Here is a 15542-nt window from a genome sequence, read left to right as displayed (position 1 = left end):
GGGTAAAGCGCCTGCCGCGGCAGTGGAGCAAACCTGCCGACGCCGCTCAGGCGGCCGAAAGCGCCGCGACGATGGGACCGAAATCCGCCGCCTTCAGGCTGGCGCCGCCGACGAGCGCGCCGTCGACATCGGCGATCGCGAAGATCTCGGCGGCGTTGGCGGGCTTGACGCTGCCGCCGTAGAGAAGGCGCATTTCGGCCCCGTCCGCGAGGGCCGCGACCAGCTTCTCGCGCAAAAGGGCATGGACCTCGGCGATCTGGTCGTTGGTCGGGGTGCGGCCGGTCCCGATGGCCCAGACCGGCTCATAGGCGATGACGGTGTTGGCGGCGGTGGCGCCTTGGGGCAGCGAGTCGCGCAGTTGCGCGGCGATGATCTCCAGCGTCTCGCCCGCGTCACGCTGCGCCTCGGTCTCGCCGAGGCAGATGACGGCGACAAGGCGGGCGCGGTGGGCGGCCTCGGCCTTGGCGGCGACCTGCGGGCTGGTCTCGCCGTGATCGGCGCGGCGCTCGGAATGGCCGAGGATGACGTGGCTGGCGCCCGCGTCACGCAGCTGCTCGGCGGCGAGATCCCCGGTATGAGCGCCAGAGGCGGCGGGATGGCAATCCTGTCCGCCCACGAGGATGCGGCCCTCGGCGCGCTGCGCGAGGGGATGGATCAGAAGGGCGGGGGGGCAGATCAGGACCTCGCAGCCGGGCGCGGGCTGGTCCGCGAGCAGGGCGTCGATCTCGGCGAGGCTTGCCAGAGTCCCGTTCATCTTCCAGTTGCCAGCGGCCAGTTTGCGCGGTGCCATGCTCATCCCCCGTTCATGTTCATCAGGGGCTTACGGGCCATGGGGCGCGGGCGCAACCGAGGTAGCGCCAACAGGACCCGGCGCGCGGCGTGTCAGGCACCGGCGGCGCGGCTGCCTTCCAGCGGCTCGAAGCGCACGGATTCGCCGCAGCCGCAGCTGTCGGTCACGTTCGGGTTGCGGAAGCGGAAGCCGCTGTCGAGAAGCCCGGACTCGAAGTCGATCTCGGTCCCGAAGAGGAACATCTGCGCCATCGGGGCGATCACGACGCGGGCGGCGCCCTGCTCGACGATCTCCTCGTTCGGGGCGGCGGCCTCGGTCAGGTCCATCGTGTATTCCATGCCCGCGCAGCCGCCCTTCTTCAGGCCGATCCGCAGGGCGTAGGCGCCCTTGCCCTCCATAAGCCGGGCGATCTGGGCTTCGGCGGCGGGGGTGATGGTGACGGGCTTGGTGCCGGGCAGGGCGAACATGGGAAATCCTTCAGCTGTCCCCAGAAGATAGGGTCGCAGGCGGCACCGCTCAAGGCCGCGCCGCGCGGAGGAGTTACATGAAGCCCAGCTCCAGCCGGGCCTCGTCGGACATCATGTCCATGCCCCATTGCGGCTGGAAGGTCATCTCGACATCGACCTGCTTGACGCCGGGCACGGCCTCGACCGCGTCCGCGACCCAGCCCGGCATCTCGCCGGCGACGGGGCAGCCGGGGGCGGTCAGCGTCATCACCACGCGCACCTCAGAGGCGTCGTTGATGTCGATCGTGTAGATCAGGCCCAGATCGTAGATGTTGACCGGGATCTCGGGGTCATAGACCGTCTTGCAGGCCTCGACGATCGGCTCGTAGAGCGGGTTGTCGGTGGACGAGGGCGCGATCAGCGGGGCGCCTTCCATCAGGGGTTCGGTCATCGCGTCATCCTTCAATTCCGAGCAATTATATAGGTTGCCCGAGGCCCGCGGTCCAGTGCCGCGCGCATTGCGCCGGCAGGGGGCTTGCGCTAGACCCGCCGGGTTCCAGCGGCAGGCCCTTCCATGACGACGCGCTTCTCCTTCACCCTGGCGGCGACCGACGGCCGCGCCCGCACCGGCACCATCTCGACGCCCCGCGGCGAGATCCGCACTCCGGCCTTCATGCCGGTCGGCACGGCGGCGACGGTGAAGGCGATGCTGCCCGAGAGCGTGCGCGCGACGGGGGCCGACATCCTGCTGGGCAACACCTATCACCTGATGCTGCGGCCGGGGGCCGAGCGGGTGGACCGGATGGGCGGGCTGCATCGCTTCATGAACTGGGACCGGCCGATCCTGACCGACTCGGGCGGGTTCCAGGTCATGAGCCTCGCCGGCCTGCGGAAGCTGTCCGAGGAGGGGGTGACCTTCTCCAGCCATATCGACGGCTCCAAGCACCAGCTGACGCCTGAGCGCAGCATGGAGATCCAGCGCCTTCTGGGCAGCGACATCGTGATGTGCTTCGACGAATGCCCGGCGCTGCCGGCGACGGAAGGCGAAGTCGCGGCCTCGATGCGCCTGTCGATGCGATGGGCGCAGCGCTCGCGCGACGCCTTCGGGGACCGGCCGGGGCACGCCCTCTTCGGGATCATGCAGGGCGGCGTCACGCGCGAGTTGCGCGAGGAGAGCGCAGCGGCATTGCAGCAGATCGGCTTCGACGGCTACGCGGTCGGCGGCCTCGCCGTGGGCGAGGGGCAGGAGGCGATGTTCGGCGTTCTGGACTACGCGACGGGGTTCCTGCCGCAGGACAAGCCGCGCTACCTGATGGGGGTTGGCAAGCCCGACGACATCGTGGGCGCGGTGCAGCGCGGGATCGACATGATGGACTGCGTGCTGCCATCCCGCTCGGGGCGGACGGGGCAGGCCTGGACGCGGCGGGGGCAGGTCAACATCAAGAACGCCCGCCACCAGGACGACCCGCGCCCCCTGGACGAGCATTGCACCTGCCCGGCCTGCACCGGCTATTCCCGCGCCTATCTGCACCACGTCTTCCGCGCCGGCGAGATGATCAGCGGCATGCTGCTGACCTGGCACAACCTGCACTATTACCAGGAGCTGATGCAGGGGATGCGCGACGCCATCGCGGCAGGGCGGCTGGACGCCTTCGTGGCCGATTTCCATGCGGCGCGGGCGGAAGGCGACATCAAACCGATCTGATGTCGCTTTTTGTCTGCGTCCTGCCGCATCGGCCTTTGCGCGGCCCTGCAGAAGACATATCCTGACGCTGTTCTCAGGGCGGGGCGCAATTCCCCACCGGCGGTGACAGCCCGCGAGCGCCCCTCTTCGGAGGGGGTCAGCAGATCCGGTGGAATTCCGGGGCCGACGGTATAGTCCGGATGGAAGAGAACCGCGACGGGCGCACCCCATGCGCCGGCCGTGGTGTGCCTTGGGGGCCTGACGCACTCAAACGTAAGGTTCCTGACCGATGACCAAGACCCTTCATATCGCCTTCATCAAGGCCCGCTGGCATTCCGACATCGTGGACCGTGCCCATGACGGTTTCATGGCCGAGGCTGCCCGCATCCTGCCCGGCGCGCGCACGGACGCTTTCGACGTGCCCGGCGCCTTCGAGATGCCGCTTCTGGCCAAGAAGCTGGCCGAGACCGGCAAGTATGACGCCGTCGTCGCTGCCGCGCTGGTCGTGGACGGCGGCATCTACCGCCACGACTTCGTCGCGCAGGCCGTCGTGAGCGGCCTGATGCAGGCGGGGATGGAGACCGGCGTCCCGGTCTTCTCGGTCTCGCTGACGCCGCACAACTACCAGGAAACCGAGCTGCTGACCGCCTTCTTCCGCGAGCATTTCGTGAAGAAGGGCGCCGAGGCGGCCCATGCCGTCAAGGCGATTCTGGCGGCCGAGGCGCAGGTCGCCGCGCTGGACGAGGCTCAGGCCGCCTGATCGCAGGTCCGCGCCGGCAAGACTGTCTCCTGCACCCGCTTGCTTCTCCGGCAGGCATCAGGCGAAGGACGGGCCAAGGCAAGCCTTGGCCCGGACGCTGCCGCTTGGCCGTGGCGCGCTGGCGCGCGCGCTCGGGAGCGGTTGTTATCGCAAACTTCGTCCCAATGTCACAATTCTGCTGTTACGTTGACCGGCTGCCGTGATAGATCCGCGACCGAAGCGGAAGGAGCCGGGCGTGAAACGCGAGGATCGCAGACAGGCCATCGTCGATCTTCTGGTCGAGACGCGCGATATCGAACTGGACGATCTGGCGCGGCGCTTCGCGGTCTCGCGCATGACGATCCACCGCGACCTCGACGATCTCGAGCAGTCGGGCCTTCTGAGGAAGGTCCGCGGCCGCGCCACCATCGACGCGGGTACCCAGCTGGAGAGCGACTTTCGCATCCGCGAGCTTCAGGACGCCGAGTCCAAGGCACGGCTGGCGGCGGCGGCGCTGCAGATGGTCGAGCCCGGCATGACCGTGATGGTCAATGACGGCTCGATGGCGGCGCTTCTGGGCGGGCGGCTGGCCGAGCGCGCGCCCCTGACGGTGATCACCAACAACGCCGCCGTGCTGGACCGGCTGCGCGAGGCGTCGCGCGTCACGCTCATCTCGCTCGGCGGCACCTTCAGCGCGAAGTTCAACGGCTTCTTCGGCCGGGTGACGGAAGAGACGCTGGCACGGCTGCATGCCGACCTGGCCTTCATCTCGACCCCCGCTGTGGCCGGGCTGCGCGCCTATCACATGGATGACGATGCGGTCCGGGCCAAGCGGGCGATGATGCGGGCGGCCGAGCGGAAGGTGCTGATGGTCAACCATGCCCGCTTCGGCCGGACCGCCCTGCACGCGCTCGCCGACCTGTCCGAGTTCGACGCCATCCTGACCGATGCGGCGCCTGCGGCGGATCACCATGCGGCGCTGGACCGGGCGGGCTTGACCCTGACGATCGCGGGCGAGACAGGCCCGCGCGCTGACCGCGAGGGCGACAAGACGTGATGCTGCGACTTCCGACCGACGGGGCCGCCACCGGCCCCCTGCTGGCCGAGGCGCTCGACGGCGCGCCGGCAGGCCACATCCTCTCCGCCATCGCCGATGCCATCCCGCCCCTGGCGGCGCGGCTGGCGGCGGGGCGGCTGCACGGCGATCCCGAGGCCATCGTCGGCACCAATGACAGCGGCGACAAGCAGAAGGCGCTGGACCTTGCCGCGCATCACCACATGCTGGCCGCCCTGCGCGCCGCCGGCGTGCGCCGCGTGCTGTCCGAGGAGGCCGAGGCGGTCATCGCCCTGAACGAGTGCGGCGATTTCGACGTCGCCATCGACCCCATCGACGGCTCGGGCAGCATCGGAATCGGCGCCCCCTTGGGCCTTCTCTTCAGCGTGCTGCCGGCGGACGAGGGCAGCTTCCTCCGGCCCGGCCGGACGGCGGTGGCGGCGGGCTACGGCTCGTTCGGGCATTCGGTCGATTTCGGCTTCTCGATGGGGCAGGGGGTGCATGTCGCCACCCATGACGCGGGCGCGGGCTTCCGCATCGCGCGCGAGGGGGTGCGGCTGAAGCCGACAGCCTCGACCATCGCCTACAACGCCTCGAACGAGCGGCACTGGGCGCCGGGCCTGCAGGAATGGGCGCGCGACCTGCGCCTTGGCGCCGATGGGCCGCGCGGCCGCGACTTCAACATGCGCTGGCTGGCCGCCGCCGTGGGCGAGCTGCACCGCATCCTCTTGAAGGGCGGGCTGTTCCTCTACCCCGACGACGCGCGCCCCGGCTATGCCAACGGCCGCCTGCGCCTGACCTACGAGGCCGTGCCCATCGCCTTCCTGATCGAGCAGGCGGGCGGGCAGGCGACGGACGGGCGCCGGCCCATTCTCGATCTGGTGCCGGAGGGCCTGCACCAGATGACCCCCCTGATCTTCGGCGCCTCGGACGAGGTCGCCGTCCTCCATTCCTATCTTGGCAGCAAAGGATAACGCCACATGCCCATGATCACCCTGCGTCAGCTTCTGGACCACGCGGCCGAGAACGGCTACGGCGTGCCGGCCTTCAACATCAACAACATGGAGCAGGGCCTGTCGGTGATGAAGGCCGCCGAGGCGACGAACAGCCCGGTGATCCTGCAGGCCAGCCGCGGCGCGCGGGCCTATGCCAACGACGCCGTGCTGGCCGGCCTGATCATGGGCCTGTCGAAGGCCTTCCCCGAGATCCCGCTCTGCATGCATCTGGACCACGGCAACGGGCTGGAGACCTGCGCGACCGCGATCCAGAACAGCTTCACCAGCGTGATGATGGACGGCTCGCTGAAGGCCGACGGCAAGACGCCCGCCGACTATGCGTACAACGCCGACATCACCCGCCGCGTGACCGAGATGGCCCATGCCTGCGGCGTCTCGGTCGAGGGCGAGCTAGGCGTCCTGGGCAGCCTGGAAACCGGCATGGGCGACAAGGAGGACGGCCACGGCGCCGAGGGCAAGCTGTCCGAAGACCAGCTGCTGACCGACCCGGACGAAGCCGTGCGCTTCGTCGAGGAGACCGGCGTCGACGCCCTCGCCATCGCGATGGGCACCAGCCACGGCGCCTACAAGTTCACCCGCAAGCCCGACGGCGAGATCCTGGCGATGCATGTCATCGAGGAAATCCACCGCCGCCTGCCGAACACGCATCTGGTGATGCACGGCTCCTCCTCGGTGCCCGAGGAGCTGCAGCAGATCATCAACGCCCATGGCGGCGACATCCGCCCGACCTGGGGCGTGCCGGTCGAGGAGATCCAGCGCGGCATTCGCCATGGCGTGCGCAAGGTGAACATCGACACGGACAACCGCCTGGCGATGACCGCCGCGATCCGCACCGTCTTCGCCGAAAAGCCGTCCGAGTTCGACCCGCGCGCCTATCTCAAGCCCGCAATGGCCGCGATGCAGAAGATCTGCGAGGCCCGCTTCGAGGCTTTCGGCACCGCCGGCAACGCCGACAAGATCAAGCCGCTGCCGCTGTCGGCGATGGCCGCGCGCTACTGATCCTCGTCCGATGATCTGTGGCCGGGCGCGTTCAGGCGCGCCCGGCCGCATCCGCCGAGGCCCAGGCCCACTGGAAGTTGTAGCCTCCCAGCCAGCCGGTCACGTCCACGCATTCGCCGATGAAATGCAGCCCCGGCACGCCCCGCGCCTCCATCGTCTTCGCATCCAGATCGCGCGTGTCCACCCCGCCGAGCGTCACCTCGGCCGTCCGGTAGCCTTCGGTCCCGACGGGCGTGACCTGCCAGCGGTTCACCCGGTTCCCCACCGCAGCCAGCCGCGCGTTGTTCTGATCGGCCAGCCGCGCCTGCGCCAGACCCGCCTCGGCGGCGATGGCCTGGGCCAGCCGCTCGGGCAGCATCGAGGCCAGCGCGGTCGCCACCTGTTGCCGCCCATTCACCTGCCGCGCGGCCTTGAGCGCCTCGGCCACGTCCTGCGCGGGGCAGAGGTCGATGCTCAGCCTCTCGCCCGGCCGCCAGTAGCTGGAGATCTGCAGGATCGCCGGCCCCGACAGCCCCCGATGCGTGAAGAGCAGCGCATCCCGGAACGTCCCGCCGCCATGGCTGATCCGCGCCTCGACCGCGACACCCGAGAGCGGCCGGCAGAGCGCCAGGTCCTGCTCGGCGAAGGTCAGGGGCACCAGGGCCGGCCGCGTCTCGACCAGCCGCAGCCCGAACTGCCGCGCGATGTCATAGGCCAGCCCCGTCGCGCCGATCTTCGGAATGGACTTGCCCCCGGTCGCCACCACCACGCGCCGCGTCTTAATGACGCCCGTCCCCGTCTCCAGCCGGAACCCATCCGTGTCCCGCGTCAGGCCGGTGATCTGCGTCTCCAGCCGCAGCTCCGCCCCCGTCATCCGGCGCAGCAGCATGTCGGTGACCTGCGTCGCCTTTCCGTCGCAGAACAGCTGCCCCTGCGTCTTCTCGTGCCAGGCGATCCCGGCCGCATCGACCAGCCGCACGAACTCGCCCGGCTTGTAGCGCGCCAGCGCGCTGGCGGCGAACCGCGGGTTGCCCGACAGGAACCGGTCCGGCGCCGTCGCCATGTTGGTGAAGTTGCACCGCCCCCCGCCCGAGATGCGGATCTTCTCGGCCGGCTTGGCCGCATGATCCAGCACCAGCACGCGCCGCCCCTGCGCCAAGGCAGAGCCCGCGCAAAAGAGGCCGGCGGCCCCCGCGCCCAAGATTGTCAGGTCGAAACTTTCCATGCCGCGGCCTCTACCGCGCAGCCGCGCCGCCGGCAAGTTTTCCGCATTTTCGTCTTGCAGCCCCTCGCGGCTTTGAGTATCCACCCTCCCACAGTTGGGGCGTGGCCAAGTGGTAAGGCATCGGTTTTTGGTACCGTGTACCGTAGGTTCGAATCCTACCGCCCCAGCCAGTCATCTTTTCGACATTCGTCTCCTACTGACCGATCGCGGCTAATCCCGCATTTACGGTCTGTTACGGCGTGCATTTTATATTCGAGACGGGGTTTTTCCCTGCCTTTCTCCCCATTCCGCGCCCGCGTCTCAGCGGGCGTTTTCCGTCGTGCGGTTTCAGGCGCTTTGCGCGGTTTACAGGGAATTTACAGGGAATTCGCTAGCCAGACGTGGCTTGAGGACACTGAGTGAACCGTTTCAGACAGTCTTTTCAATGAGCGTTGGGGAGAATTCCCTGCGCGCAGGAACAGCGAATTCGCTCTTGCGGATCAGGGATTGAACCCGGGCGGAACACGGAAGGTTCAGCGACGAACAGGGGACGCCGGCGGTGTCGGTCAGGCCGGTCCGATCCCGGTCCGCCGGTACTGCGCGTGCCAGTCGGACGGCATCTCGGGTCGGGTCAGCCGATGCAGGGTAAGGCCTTCGGGCTGAGTGCCATCGAGGATCGCGGCCTGGATAGTGGGTGCCAGCAGAGCGAGCTGCAGATGCACGCGCAGGCAGCCTTCGGAAACACCGTCGGCCTTGGCGAGGCTGGCAATGTCGCGCCCGGCCCGGATGGCGTCGAGCCAGCGATGGGCTCGGACCAAGGCCGCCACCAGCTTCGGATCAGGCTGGCGTGGGCGCTCGCCGATGACCAACCTGGCCTCAACGCCGCGCCGCCGGATGCGGGTTGGCGCAGTGATTGACAGAATGGCGTCGGCGATCTCGGTGAGCTCGACGCCGAGAAGAGCAGCGAGGCGTGGTCGCGAAAGCTGCAGCGTGGTCATCTCGCGATCGAGGGTGCCGCTTTCGACCAGGATCAGCAACCTGCGCCGTCGCACGACATCAGTCGTGGCATCGGGTGCCACCAAGGCGTCAAGCTTCTCCGCCAGCGGGTCATGCCGGGACAAGTCCGGCCTCGCCAGCAGCTGATGCCCGTCTATGGCGCGCGCCAGATGCCCGCGCACGGCGCCCGCGATCTGCGCCTCCAGCGTCGCCGCCGGCAGTCGCCAGCCGGCCGGGTCCGGTGGTGCGGAGATCATGCGGTTGGAGACGTAGTACCGGTAGAGCCGTGAGCCCTTCGCCGTGTGGGTCGGGGTCAGGCGGTCTCCCATCTCGTCGACCAGCTTGCCTGTGAGTGGGGCGGCGCCGGCATGTAGACCCTGATCGCCCCGTCCCCTGCCTGCCTTCTGCTGCAGCATCTGCTGCACCCGCTGCCACTGGTCTTCCCCGATGATGGCCGGGTGTCGGCCGTTGTGATCGGTCCTGCCATGCCGGGTGCGACCGCGGTAGACCGGGTTGGTCAGCAGGTAGTGCAACTGTCCGCGCCCGAACGACCGATTGCCGATCTCGCGCCCGTCGCGTGCCGTTCGGGGCTTCGAGCGCAGATCGCGGCGCGCGACTTCCTCGGTCAGGCGCCGCAGGCAGCCCGTCTGTTCGTAAAGATCGAAGATCTGTTGCACCGCGGCCGCCTCGGCCTCGTTGACGACCAGCACCTGTTCACGCGGATCCGGGTGCCGGTCATAGCCGAGCGGCAAGGTGCCGCCCATCCACAGACCGCGCTTCTTGGAAGCCGCGATCTTGTCGCGGATGCGCTCGCCCGCCACCTCCCGCTCGAACTGCGCAAATGACAGCAGCACGTTCAGCGTCAGCCGGCCCATCGAGGTCGAGGTGTTGAAGGCCTGGGTGACCGAGACGAAGGAGCATCCCTTCGCCTCCAGTCGCTCGACCAGCCGGGCGAAGTCGGCGAGCGAGCGGGTCAGCCGGTCGATCTTGTAGACCACTATCATCGAGATGCGCCCTGCATCGACCTCGGCCAGCAGGCACTGCAGCGCTGGCCTGATAGTATTGCCGCCGGAGAACCCGCCATCGTCGTAGCGGTCCTTCGTCAGCTTCCAGCCCTCGTGCTTCTGGCTGGCGACATAGGCGGCACAGGCCTCGTACTGGGCATCAAGGGTGTTGAACCCCTGCTCCAGCCCCTCCTCGGTCGACTTTCGCGTGTAGATCGCGCAGCGGACGACCTTGCTCATGGCGAGACCTGGTCGCGCGACGTGGCGGTGGCCGAGGCTGCAGACCTCGAACGGGCCGAAGCTCCGGTCCCGCTGCCTCCTCGCACGAGTATCTCTCTGGTCCGTTTCTCCCGGGCCTTCTTTTCGACCGTCAGGCCGAAGAACCGGGGGCCGGACCAGTGCGCTCCGGTGATCTCGCGGGCGATCACTGACAGTGACCGCCAGTGCTGCCCGTTCCAGCGATAGCCGTCGGGGGAGATCTCAACGACATGGGTGATCCCGTTCCACTCGCGCAGTAGCCTCCCGCCGGCAACCGGCTCCGGCGTCCTGGCGGGCACGCCCTGCGCGGCGGCTTTGGCGAGACGCGCCTCGAGCCCGTGGGGCCAACCGCCTGCCGCGCGCAGTTGCAGGTCGAGCGCCAGGATCCGGCGCAGCAACGGCTGGCTGATCGACCGGGGCGGCGCGGCACCGTGCAGCGCAGTCCAGGCGGCGACGAGGCCCTGGCGGTCGAGACTCAGGATCTCGGCGACGGGAAGCGCATCAGCCGTCGACAGGGTCATGGAAACTCTTGGCATGGTCACCTCGGATTGGGGACGGCCGCGTGCGCCGCCTGCTACCCGAAAAACCCCGAGGTGCGATTCGGGATCGCAGACAATCACGCTCTGTCGGCCGACAAAGTCCAGTCGGAAGCGCCGGAATTTCGCTGCCCCGGCGGACCTGCACTTTAAGGACGCGACCGGTGTCAGGGCCGTAGGAAGACTTTTTTTTCTGCCCGCGAAGATTAATTAGTAGTTCTAGCCGCGTCCTTGGGCTAGACAACATGTATGGATGCACCGACACCTTCTGACGAGTTCTCGACGCGGCGCCCCGGGCGTCCGCTGGGCTCTGCACCGTTCCGCGCGGCAGACGAGGCCTTGCTTCGGGACGCGGCCGGCGCTCTGGTCCGGCAGGACGTCTCTAACCTTACAGTGTTCCTGCGCGACCACGACGTGAATCAGGAAAAGGACCTTGCGCGCCTCCGGGCACGCTGGCGCGATATTGGTGACGCCCTGCTCGCCGAGGCAGCGTCCTCGGCGACTGCTCGGGTCCGGACCTCCCTGGAGCTGGTGCTCACCGACGTCGAGGCGATTGCGGAGAAGGCGGAAGCTTGGCATTCCTACCACGCCTTTCTGAAGGAGGTGCGGGCCGATCTGCGAGCAGGCACGACCGCCCGCCTAGCGGATACGCTGGTGCTCCTGACCCAAGGCCGGGCCTTCGAGCACATGGCATCTTTGCCCGACGCAGTGGTCGATGCAGCCGGGGACCCGCGGCGGGAGAGCGGAGATCCTGACGGCCAAAAATCGACGGGGGACCTGCTCTTCCTGTGCGCGCGGCTCCTCGACCAGAAGGCGCTTGAGGCCTGGGACCGGGAAGGAGGGCTGGTTGATGACCACGACAGGACTGCGGATTGAGCATCTCGCGCCAAGCGATCTTAAGCCTTGGGCCCGGAACGCTCGCAAGCATTCGCGCAAGCAGTTGCGGCAGATTTCCGACAGCATGCGGGAGTTCGGCTTCACCAGCCCGGTGTTGATCGACGAGACTGGCACCATCCTCGCCGGTCATGGCCGGGTCGAGGCGGCGAAGCTGATCGGCATGGCGACTGTCCCCTGCGTCCGGATCGAGCACATGACAGCGACGCAGAAGCGAGCCTATACCCTTGCGGACAACAAGCTGGCCCTCAACGCCACCTGGGACGAGGAGCTGCTGGCCGAGGAACTGGAAGCGCTGGCCAGCATCGACGCCGGCTTCGATCTGAGCATCACCGGCTTCGACATCGCGGAGGTCGACAGCCTTCTCTCCATCGACAAGCCGGAGGAGGACCTGGATCCGCGCGATGATGCCATCCCCGCCAATGCGCCGGCCCGGGTGCAGCCCGGGGATATTTGGCAGATGGGGCGCCACCTGCTGATCTGCGGCGACAGTCTCGAACGCCCAACCGTCGACCGCCTCATGGCGGGCGAGACAGCCCGCATGGTCTTCACCGACCCCCCTTACAACGTTCCGATCGATGGCCACGTCGGCGGATCGGGCAAGCTGAAGCACCGGGAATTCGCCATGGCCTCCGGCGAGATGTCTGCCGGTGAGTTCACCGAGTTTCTCCGCAAGGTCTTCGAGAACCTTGCCGCCCATGCGCTCGATGGGTCCATCCACTTCATCTGCATGGACTGGCGTCACATCGCCGAGGTCTTGGCCGCGGCGGAAGGCGTCTACAGCGAACTGAAGAACCTGATCGTCTGGGTCAAGGACAGTGGGGGCATGGGCACCTTCTATCGGTCCCGGCACGAGCTGATCTTCGCTTACAAGTTGGGGACCGCGGTGCACACCAATAGCTTCGAGCTCGGGCAGCACGGGCGATACCGCACCAATGCCTGGGAGTACCGGGGCGCCAATCTCGAGGAGCTGAAGCTGCACCCGACGGTGAAGCCGGTGCAGATGATTGCGGATGCCATCCGCGATGTCTCCGCGCGCAGCGAGATCGTCCTAGATCTGTTCGGAGGGTCCGGTTCGACGCTGATTGCCGCCGAGAAGACCGGCCGTCGGGCCCGGCTCTGCGAGATCGACCCGCAGTACTGTGACATCATTCTGGCCCGCTATGAAGCCTGGGCAAAGGACGAGGCGGTCTTGGTCGAGCGGCGGGAAGAAGTCAGCGCTCCGGCGGAGAGCCCGGTCGTGGCGCCCTCAGATGCCGAGATCCGGAGGATGCTTGGATGACAGAACAGCCCGCGCCTCCGGCCGGAAAAGGCTACGAGGTCGGTTATGGCCGACCCCCCAAGAATACACAGTTCCGCAAGGGGAAATCGGGAAACCCGGCCGGGCGTCCAAGGGGGGCGAAGAACAAGCCGAAGCTCGTAGGCAGGGCGATCAACGATGTCCTGCGACGGGAGCTCGGCCGCACCGTCGAGATCCGCGGGGCCGATGGACCCGAGATGCTGTCGGTCGTCGAGGCGACGACCCGGTCTCTGGGTGTTCAGGCGATGAAGGGCAATGTCCAGGCCCAGCAGCACGTCATCGCTCTCCAAGGCGAACTCGACGCCCAGGCGGCGGCAGACCTCGAGGCGCACGACCGGGGACTCCTCGCTCTGCGCGCCAGCCAGCTGCAGCGCCGGCGCCTGAACAGGGAGCGCGGCATCGAGGAGGACCTCGTGCCAGATCCGGATCACATCGTCATGGACCGTACCACCGGCCACATGATCATCCGGGGGCCTGCCGACCTGCAGCAGAAAGTCGAGTGGGATCGGATGTGGGGATCCTTGTGGTCGTTCAGGTGGGAAATCGAACGCGCCAAAGAGAAGCTCTCCCGGCTTCGTCCGCAGCACGCAGAGGAGGAGAAATCGCTGCGCGAGACGATCGATGTTCATGAATACTTCGCGCTATTCTTTTCCATGAGGCTGATGACCGTCTTCTCCCTCGCGGCGTGGCAGGTGACAGAAGACAGCTTCGAGCAACGGGAACTGGAGCAGCGCCTCAACGAGGGTCGATGGCCGGAACCTCCGGCAGAGGTCAGGCAGAATCTGACTAGGAAGGAACTGGAAGCGCTGCGCCGCGGAGAGATCTACCGCGACATCATCACCCGACGGGAACGCTGGCGCAGATCCAAAATGGACCGCTTCAGGATCCGGAGCAAGCCCGCCGCCCAGGAGGCCTTCGAGCGGGAGCAGGAATTGCGGAACGGCGAGCGGGTGCCGGTGGCGGTGGCGAAGGACGCTCCCGCTCCGGCAGATCCCGGGAATGGCGAGCCGGTCGTGCCGTTCTGGATCGACCAGTTCTCCCTGCTGCGAGGGCTGTCGCCGGACCTCCGTGCCGGTCTCGAAGCCGCGGGCAAAATCGTCATCGTCCAGACCGGGGATCGGGTCTTTGTGCCTGGTGATGCGTGCCATCGGATCCTCGTTATCTTGTCCGGCCACGTCCGGGTTCAACGTCCGCCAGAGGAAGGTCGATCAATACCTGCCTTCCACCTCGGACCAGGAGCACTCAGCGTCCTCATCTTATGCAGCACAATGAAGCTGGAAGAATACAATGCCGACGGGATCGCAGGATCGGTAGTCACTGCCGTCGCCATCCCCATCGAGACCTTCATCGACATGTTCGACAGCTCTCCCTTGTTCCGCATGTTCGTGTGCGAGCGGTAGGCAGGGGAAGGTCACGGAAACGCCAGCTTCAAACCGGTCTAGCGTCCAGGAAACAACGCAATTGGGTTAGGGCTAGCGATGGTGCCGATTTCAGCAAAGTGAGTTGAGCAGCTGCAATTGACGGACTTGTAGCATGGTGGTCGCAGGTTCACATCATACCTCCCAGCCAGCACTATTCCCGACACAAAAAATCGTCTAAGAACCCGCCTCGGCGGGGTTCTCAAACGCTTGCCACGGCTCCGAGTTCAAAGGCTGCCCCGTCACCCAGCGCATAAGGCCTGCCAGAGCGCGCTTTAAGTCGATCACTAGGATCGTGGCGCCACGCTCACCCGCGATCAGCACCGGCCAAATCTTCTATCAGTGCCCGCAGCGCCTCCTTGCCCTCCTCGAGACCGTCCGGTTTCGACAAGTCGTGGACCAACTGGCACCTTGTGCCTGTCATGCTCGGCTTGGATGATGGCGCGCCCTTCGTTGCGTGCCGCAGATCAGCCGAAAGCTTCCTTCGAAACCTTGGGAGAGCCCGACCCGCAGTAAATCTACCGCCAGTGCCTGACACGCTTGGCGCCGGCTCACGCGTGCGAGGCGCAAGCATGAGCCAAAGCATCCCGCTTTACGCGAGGCGCTGCCATGTCTTGCCGTAGGATATTGGCCCATCTTATTGTCAACCTCAGGTAGACCTTCTCTGGCCCCCTGCCGACGCGGAACAATCTGCAACCCGCGCCGGCGCCGTGATAGGATTGCGTCTCGTCCCGGAGGCGGCGTCAAGCACGCCCGCGAAACATCAGCTTGCTCATCCACCTATACTTGAGAGCTCACTTGTAGTCCTCGCGCTGCCCGTGATGGCCGAGAGCACCTTCTGCCACTGCACGTAGGGCGCTTCGGTGACATAGACCGTGTCGCCGTCGCGGATGATGAAGTCACGCGCCAGGAACAGCCCGTTCGGCCGCGTCAGGTCCAGCACATAGGCGAAGCGCTGCGTCGTGGCGACGGGCTTGCCCAGCACGCGGCTGGCGACCGAAGGCGGCTCGTCGCGCAGGATGAAGACGCCGGTCGGGTCGGCCAGGGTCGAGCTGAGGCCGCCGACCATCGCGATCGCCTCGACTGCGTTGATCATCTCGTTGCCGAGCGGCACGCGGGTCTGCCCGCCGAGAGCGCCAAGCGCGGTGAAGTTGCGCTGGTCTTCCTCGACCACGATCAGGTCGCCGGGACGGAGGGCGATGTCGTTGTTGGGGCTGGAATAGAG

At 67.2% G+C, this 15542-nt stretch carries 14 protein-coding genes, 1 tRNA gene, 1 pseudogene and 1 riboswitch; of the genes and pseudogenes, 9 read left to right on the top strand and 7 right to left on the bottom strand.

All coding sequences use genetic code 11. The features are described from left to right. Nucleotides 1-46 precede the first annotated feature (46 nt). From tpiA to BLP73_RS14700, 3 genes are all read right to left on the bottom strand, one after another. Nucleotides 47-790 (bottom strand): triose-phosphate isomerase, encoded by a 744-nt coding sequence (gene tpiA / locus BLP73_RS14710; RefSeq protein WP_090746628.1) that lies wholly within the window; start codon nucleotides 788-790, stop codon nucleotides 47-49. A gap of 92 nt (nucleotides 791-882) precedes the next feature. Continuing rightward, nucleotides 883-1257 (bottom strand): HesB/IscA family protein, encoded by a 375-nt coding sequence (locus BLP73_RS14705; RefSeq protein WP_090746289.1) that lies wholly within the window; start codon nucleotides 1255-1257, stop codon nucleotides 883-885. Between the two features lie 73 nt (nucleotides 1258-1330). Beyond that, nucleotides 1331-1687 (bottom strand): SUF system Fe-S cluster assembly protein, encoded by a 357-nt coding sequence (locus BLP73_RS14700; RefSeq protein ID WP_090746286.1) that lies wholly within the window; start codon nucleotides 1685-1687, stop codon nucleotides 1331-1333. A 123-nt stretch (nucleotides 1688-1810) separates the two neighbouring features. Here BLP73_RS14700 and tgt point away from each other — a divergent pair, with 123 nt between their 5' ends. From tgt to fba, 5 genes are all read left to right on the top strand, one after another. After that, the gene (gene tgt / locus BLP73_RS14695; RefSeq protein ID WP_090746282.1) at nucleotides 1811-2941 is read left to right on the top strand and encodes a tRNA guanosine(34) transglycosylase Tgt; all 1131 of its coding nucleotides are present in this window, start codon (nucleotides 1811-1813) and stop codon (nucleotides 2939-2941) included. A gap of 65 nt (nucleotides 2942-3006) precedes the next feature. Next, nucleotides 3007-3136: riboswitch (FMN riboswitch) on the top strand. A gap of 73 nt (nucleotides 3137-3209) precedes the next feature. Then, nucleotides 3210-3680, top strand: a complete 471-nt coding sequence (locus BLP73_RS14690; protein ID WP_090746279.1) for a 6,7-dimethyl-8-ribityllumazine synthase — start codon at nucleotides 3210-3212, stop codon at nucleotides 3678-3680. A gap of 235 nt (nucleotides 3681-3915) precedes the next feature. Continuing rightward, nucleotides 3916-4716, top strand: coding sequence for a DeoR/GlpR family DNA-binding transcription regulator (locus tag BLP73_RS14685; protein WP_090746276.1), 801 nt, complete (start codon nucleotides 3916-3918; stop codon nucleotides 4714-4716). Further along, the gene (locus BLP73_RS14680) at nucleotides 4716-5687 is read left to right on the top strand and encodes a class 1 fructose-bisphosphatase (protein WP_090746273.1); all 972 of its coding nucleotides are present in this window, start codon (nucleotides 4716-4718) and stop codon (nucleotides 5685-5687) included. The genes BLP73_RS14685 and BLP73_RS14680 overlap by 1 nt, the downstream gene beginning before the upstream one ends. Before the next feature lie 6 nt (nucleotides 5688-5693). Further along, on the top strand, nucleotides 5694-6728 hold the full coding sequence (gene fba, locus BLP73_RS14675; protein WP_090746270.1) for a class II fructose-bisphosphate aldolase: 1035 nt from the start codon (nucleotides 5694-5696) through the stop codon (nucleotides 6726-6728). Nucleotides 6729-6759: 31 nt separating this feature from the next. Here fba and BLP73_RS14670 read toward each other — a convergent pair whose 3' ends face one another. Beyond that, complete coding sequence (locus BLP73_RS14670) at nucleotides 6760-7932, bottom strand: BaiN/RdsA family NAD(P)/FAD-dependent oxidoreductase (protein ID WP_090746266.1); 1173 nt, start codon at nucleotides 7930-7932, stop codon at nucleotides 6760-6762. Nucleotides 7933-8027: 95 nt separating this feature from the next. On the opposite strand from BLP73_RS14670, the gene BLP73_RS14665 reads away from it, so the two are divergent. Beyond that, a tRNA-Gln gene (locus BLP73_RS14665) sits at nucleotides 8028-8102 on the top strand. A 375-nt stretch (nucleotides 8103-8477) separates the two neighbouring features. Here the strand turns inward: BLP73_RS14665 and BLP73_RS14660 are convergent. Then, nucleotides 8478-10151 carry a recombinase family protein gene (locus tag BLP73_RS14660; RefSeq protein WP_090746263.1) on the bottom strand — a complete coding sequence of 558 codons (1674 nt, stop codon included), beginning with the start codon at nucleotides 10149-10151 and terminating at the stop codon, nucleotides 8478-8480. After that, the gene (locus tag BLP73_RS14655) at nucleotides 10148-10690 is read right to left on the bottom strand and encodes a DUF2924 domain-containing protein (protein ID WP_090746260.1); all 543 of its coding nucleotides are present in this window, start codon (nucleotides 10688-10690) and stop codon (nucleotides 10148-10150) included. Before BLP73_RS14655 ends, BLP73_RS14660 begins: the two co-directional genes overlap by 4 nt. A 408-nt stretch (nucleotides 10691-11098) precedes the next feature. Between BLP73_RS14655 and BLP73_RS14650 the strand changes: the two genes are divergently transcribed. The 3 genes from BLP73_RS14650 to BLP73_RS14640 are packed head-to-tail and all read left to right on the top strand — an operon-like array spanning nucleotide 11099 to nucleotide 14299. Continuing rightward, nucleotides 11099-11581, top strand: coding sequence for a hypothetical protein (locus tag BLP73_RS14650; protein WP_139165982.1), 483 nt, complete (start codon nucleotides 11099-11101; stop codon nucleotides 11579-11581). Continuing rightward, on the top strand, nucleotides 11556-12881 hold the full coding sequence (locus tag BLP73_RS14645) for a site-specific DNA-methyltransferase (protein ID WP_090746254.1): 1326 nt from the start codon (nucleotides 11556-11558) through the stop codon (nucleotides 12879-12881). Before BLP73_RS14650 ends, BLP73_RS14645 begins: the two co-directional genes overlap by 26 nt. Further along, nucleotides 12878-14299, top strand: coding sequence for a DUF5681 domain-containing protein (locus BLP73_RS14640; RefSeq protein ID WP_139165981.1), 1422 nt, complete (start codon nucleotides 12878-12880; stop codon nucleotides 14297-14299). Before BLP73_RS14645 ends, BLP73_RS14640 begins: the two co-directional genes overlap by 4 nt. A gap of 790 nt (nucleotides 14300-15089) precedes the next feature. Here BLP73_RS14640 and BLP73_RS14635 read toward each other — a convergent pair. Continuing rightward, nucleotides 15090-15542 (bottom strand): annotated as a pseudogene (locus tag BLP73_RS14635) (polysaccharide biosynthesis/export family protein); the annotation flags it as partial.

Origin of the sequence: Paracoccus tibetensis (genome assembly GCF_900102505.1) — a bacterium.
Lineage (GTDB): Bacteria > Pseudomonadota > Alphaproteobacteria > Rhodobacterales > Rhodobacteraceae > Paracoccus > Paracoccus tibetensis.
The sequence above is the reverse complement of the archived record's forward strand: the minus strand, read 5'-3'. Positions and strand labels throughout refer to the sequence as shown.

Excerpts from the sequence above, each read along its gene's own strand:
- BLP73_RS14670 (WP_090746266.1), bottom strand. The coding sequence starts at position 7,932 with ATGGAAAGTTTCGACCTGACAATCTTGGGCGCGGGGGCCGCCGGCCTC.
- BLP73_RS14655 (WP_090746260.1), bottom strand. The coding sequence starts at position 10,690 with ATGACCCTGTCGACGGCTGATGCGCTTCCCGTCGCCGAGATCCTGAGT.
- tgt (WP_090746282.1), top strand. The coding sequence starts at position 1,811 with ATGACGACGCGCTTCTCCTTCACCCTGGCGGCGACCGACGGCCGCGCC.
- BLP73_RS14645 (WP_090746254.1), top strand. The coding sequence starts at position 11,556 with ATGACCACGACAGGACTGCGGATTGAGCATCTCGCGCCAAGCGATCTT.
- BLP73_RS14700 (WP_090746286.1), bottom strand. The coding sequence starts at position 1,687 with ATGACCGAACCCCTGATGGAAGGCGCCCCGCTGATCGCGCCCTCGTCC.
- BLP73_RS14660 (WP_090746263.1), bottom strand. The coding sequence starts at position 10,151 with ATGAGCAAGGTCGTCCGCTGCGCGATCTACACGCGAAAGTCGACCGAG.
- BLP73_RS14705 (WP_090746289.1), bottom strand. The coding sequence starts at position 1,257 with ATGTTCGCCCTGCCCGGCACCAAGCCCGTCACCATCACCCCCGCCGCC.
- tpiA (WP_090746628.1), bottom strand. The coding sequence starts at position 790 with ATGGCACCGCGCAAACTGGCCGCTGGCAACTGGAAGATGAACGGGACT.
- BLP73_RS14680 (WP_090746273.1), top strand. The coding sequence starts at position 4,716 with ATGCTGCGACTTCCGACCGACGGGGCCGCCACCGGCCCCCTGCTGGCC.
- BLP73_RS14640 (WP_139165981.1), top strand. The coding sequence starts at position 12,878 with ATGACAGAACAGCCCGCGCCTCCGGCCGGAAAAGGCTACGAGGTCGGT.
- BLP73_RS14690 (WP_090746279.1), top strand. The coding sequence starts at position 3,210 with ATGACCAAGACCCTTCATATCGCCTTCATCAAGGCCCGCTGGCATTCC.
- fba (WP_090746270.1), top strand. The coding sequence starts at position 5,694 with ATGCCCATGATCACCCTGCGTCAGCTTCTGGACCACGCGGCCGAGAAC.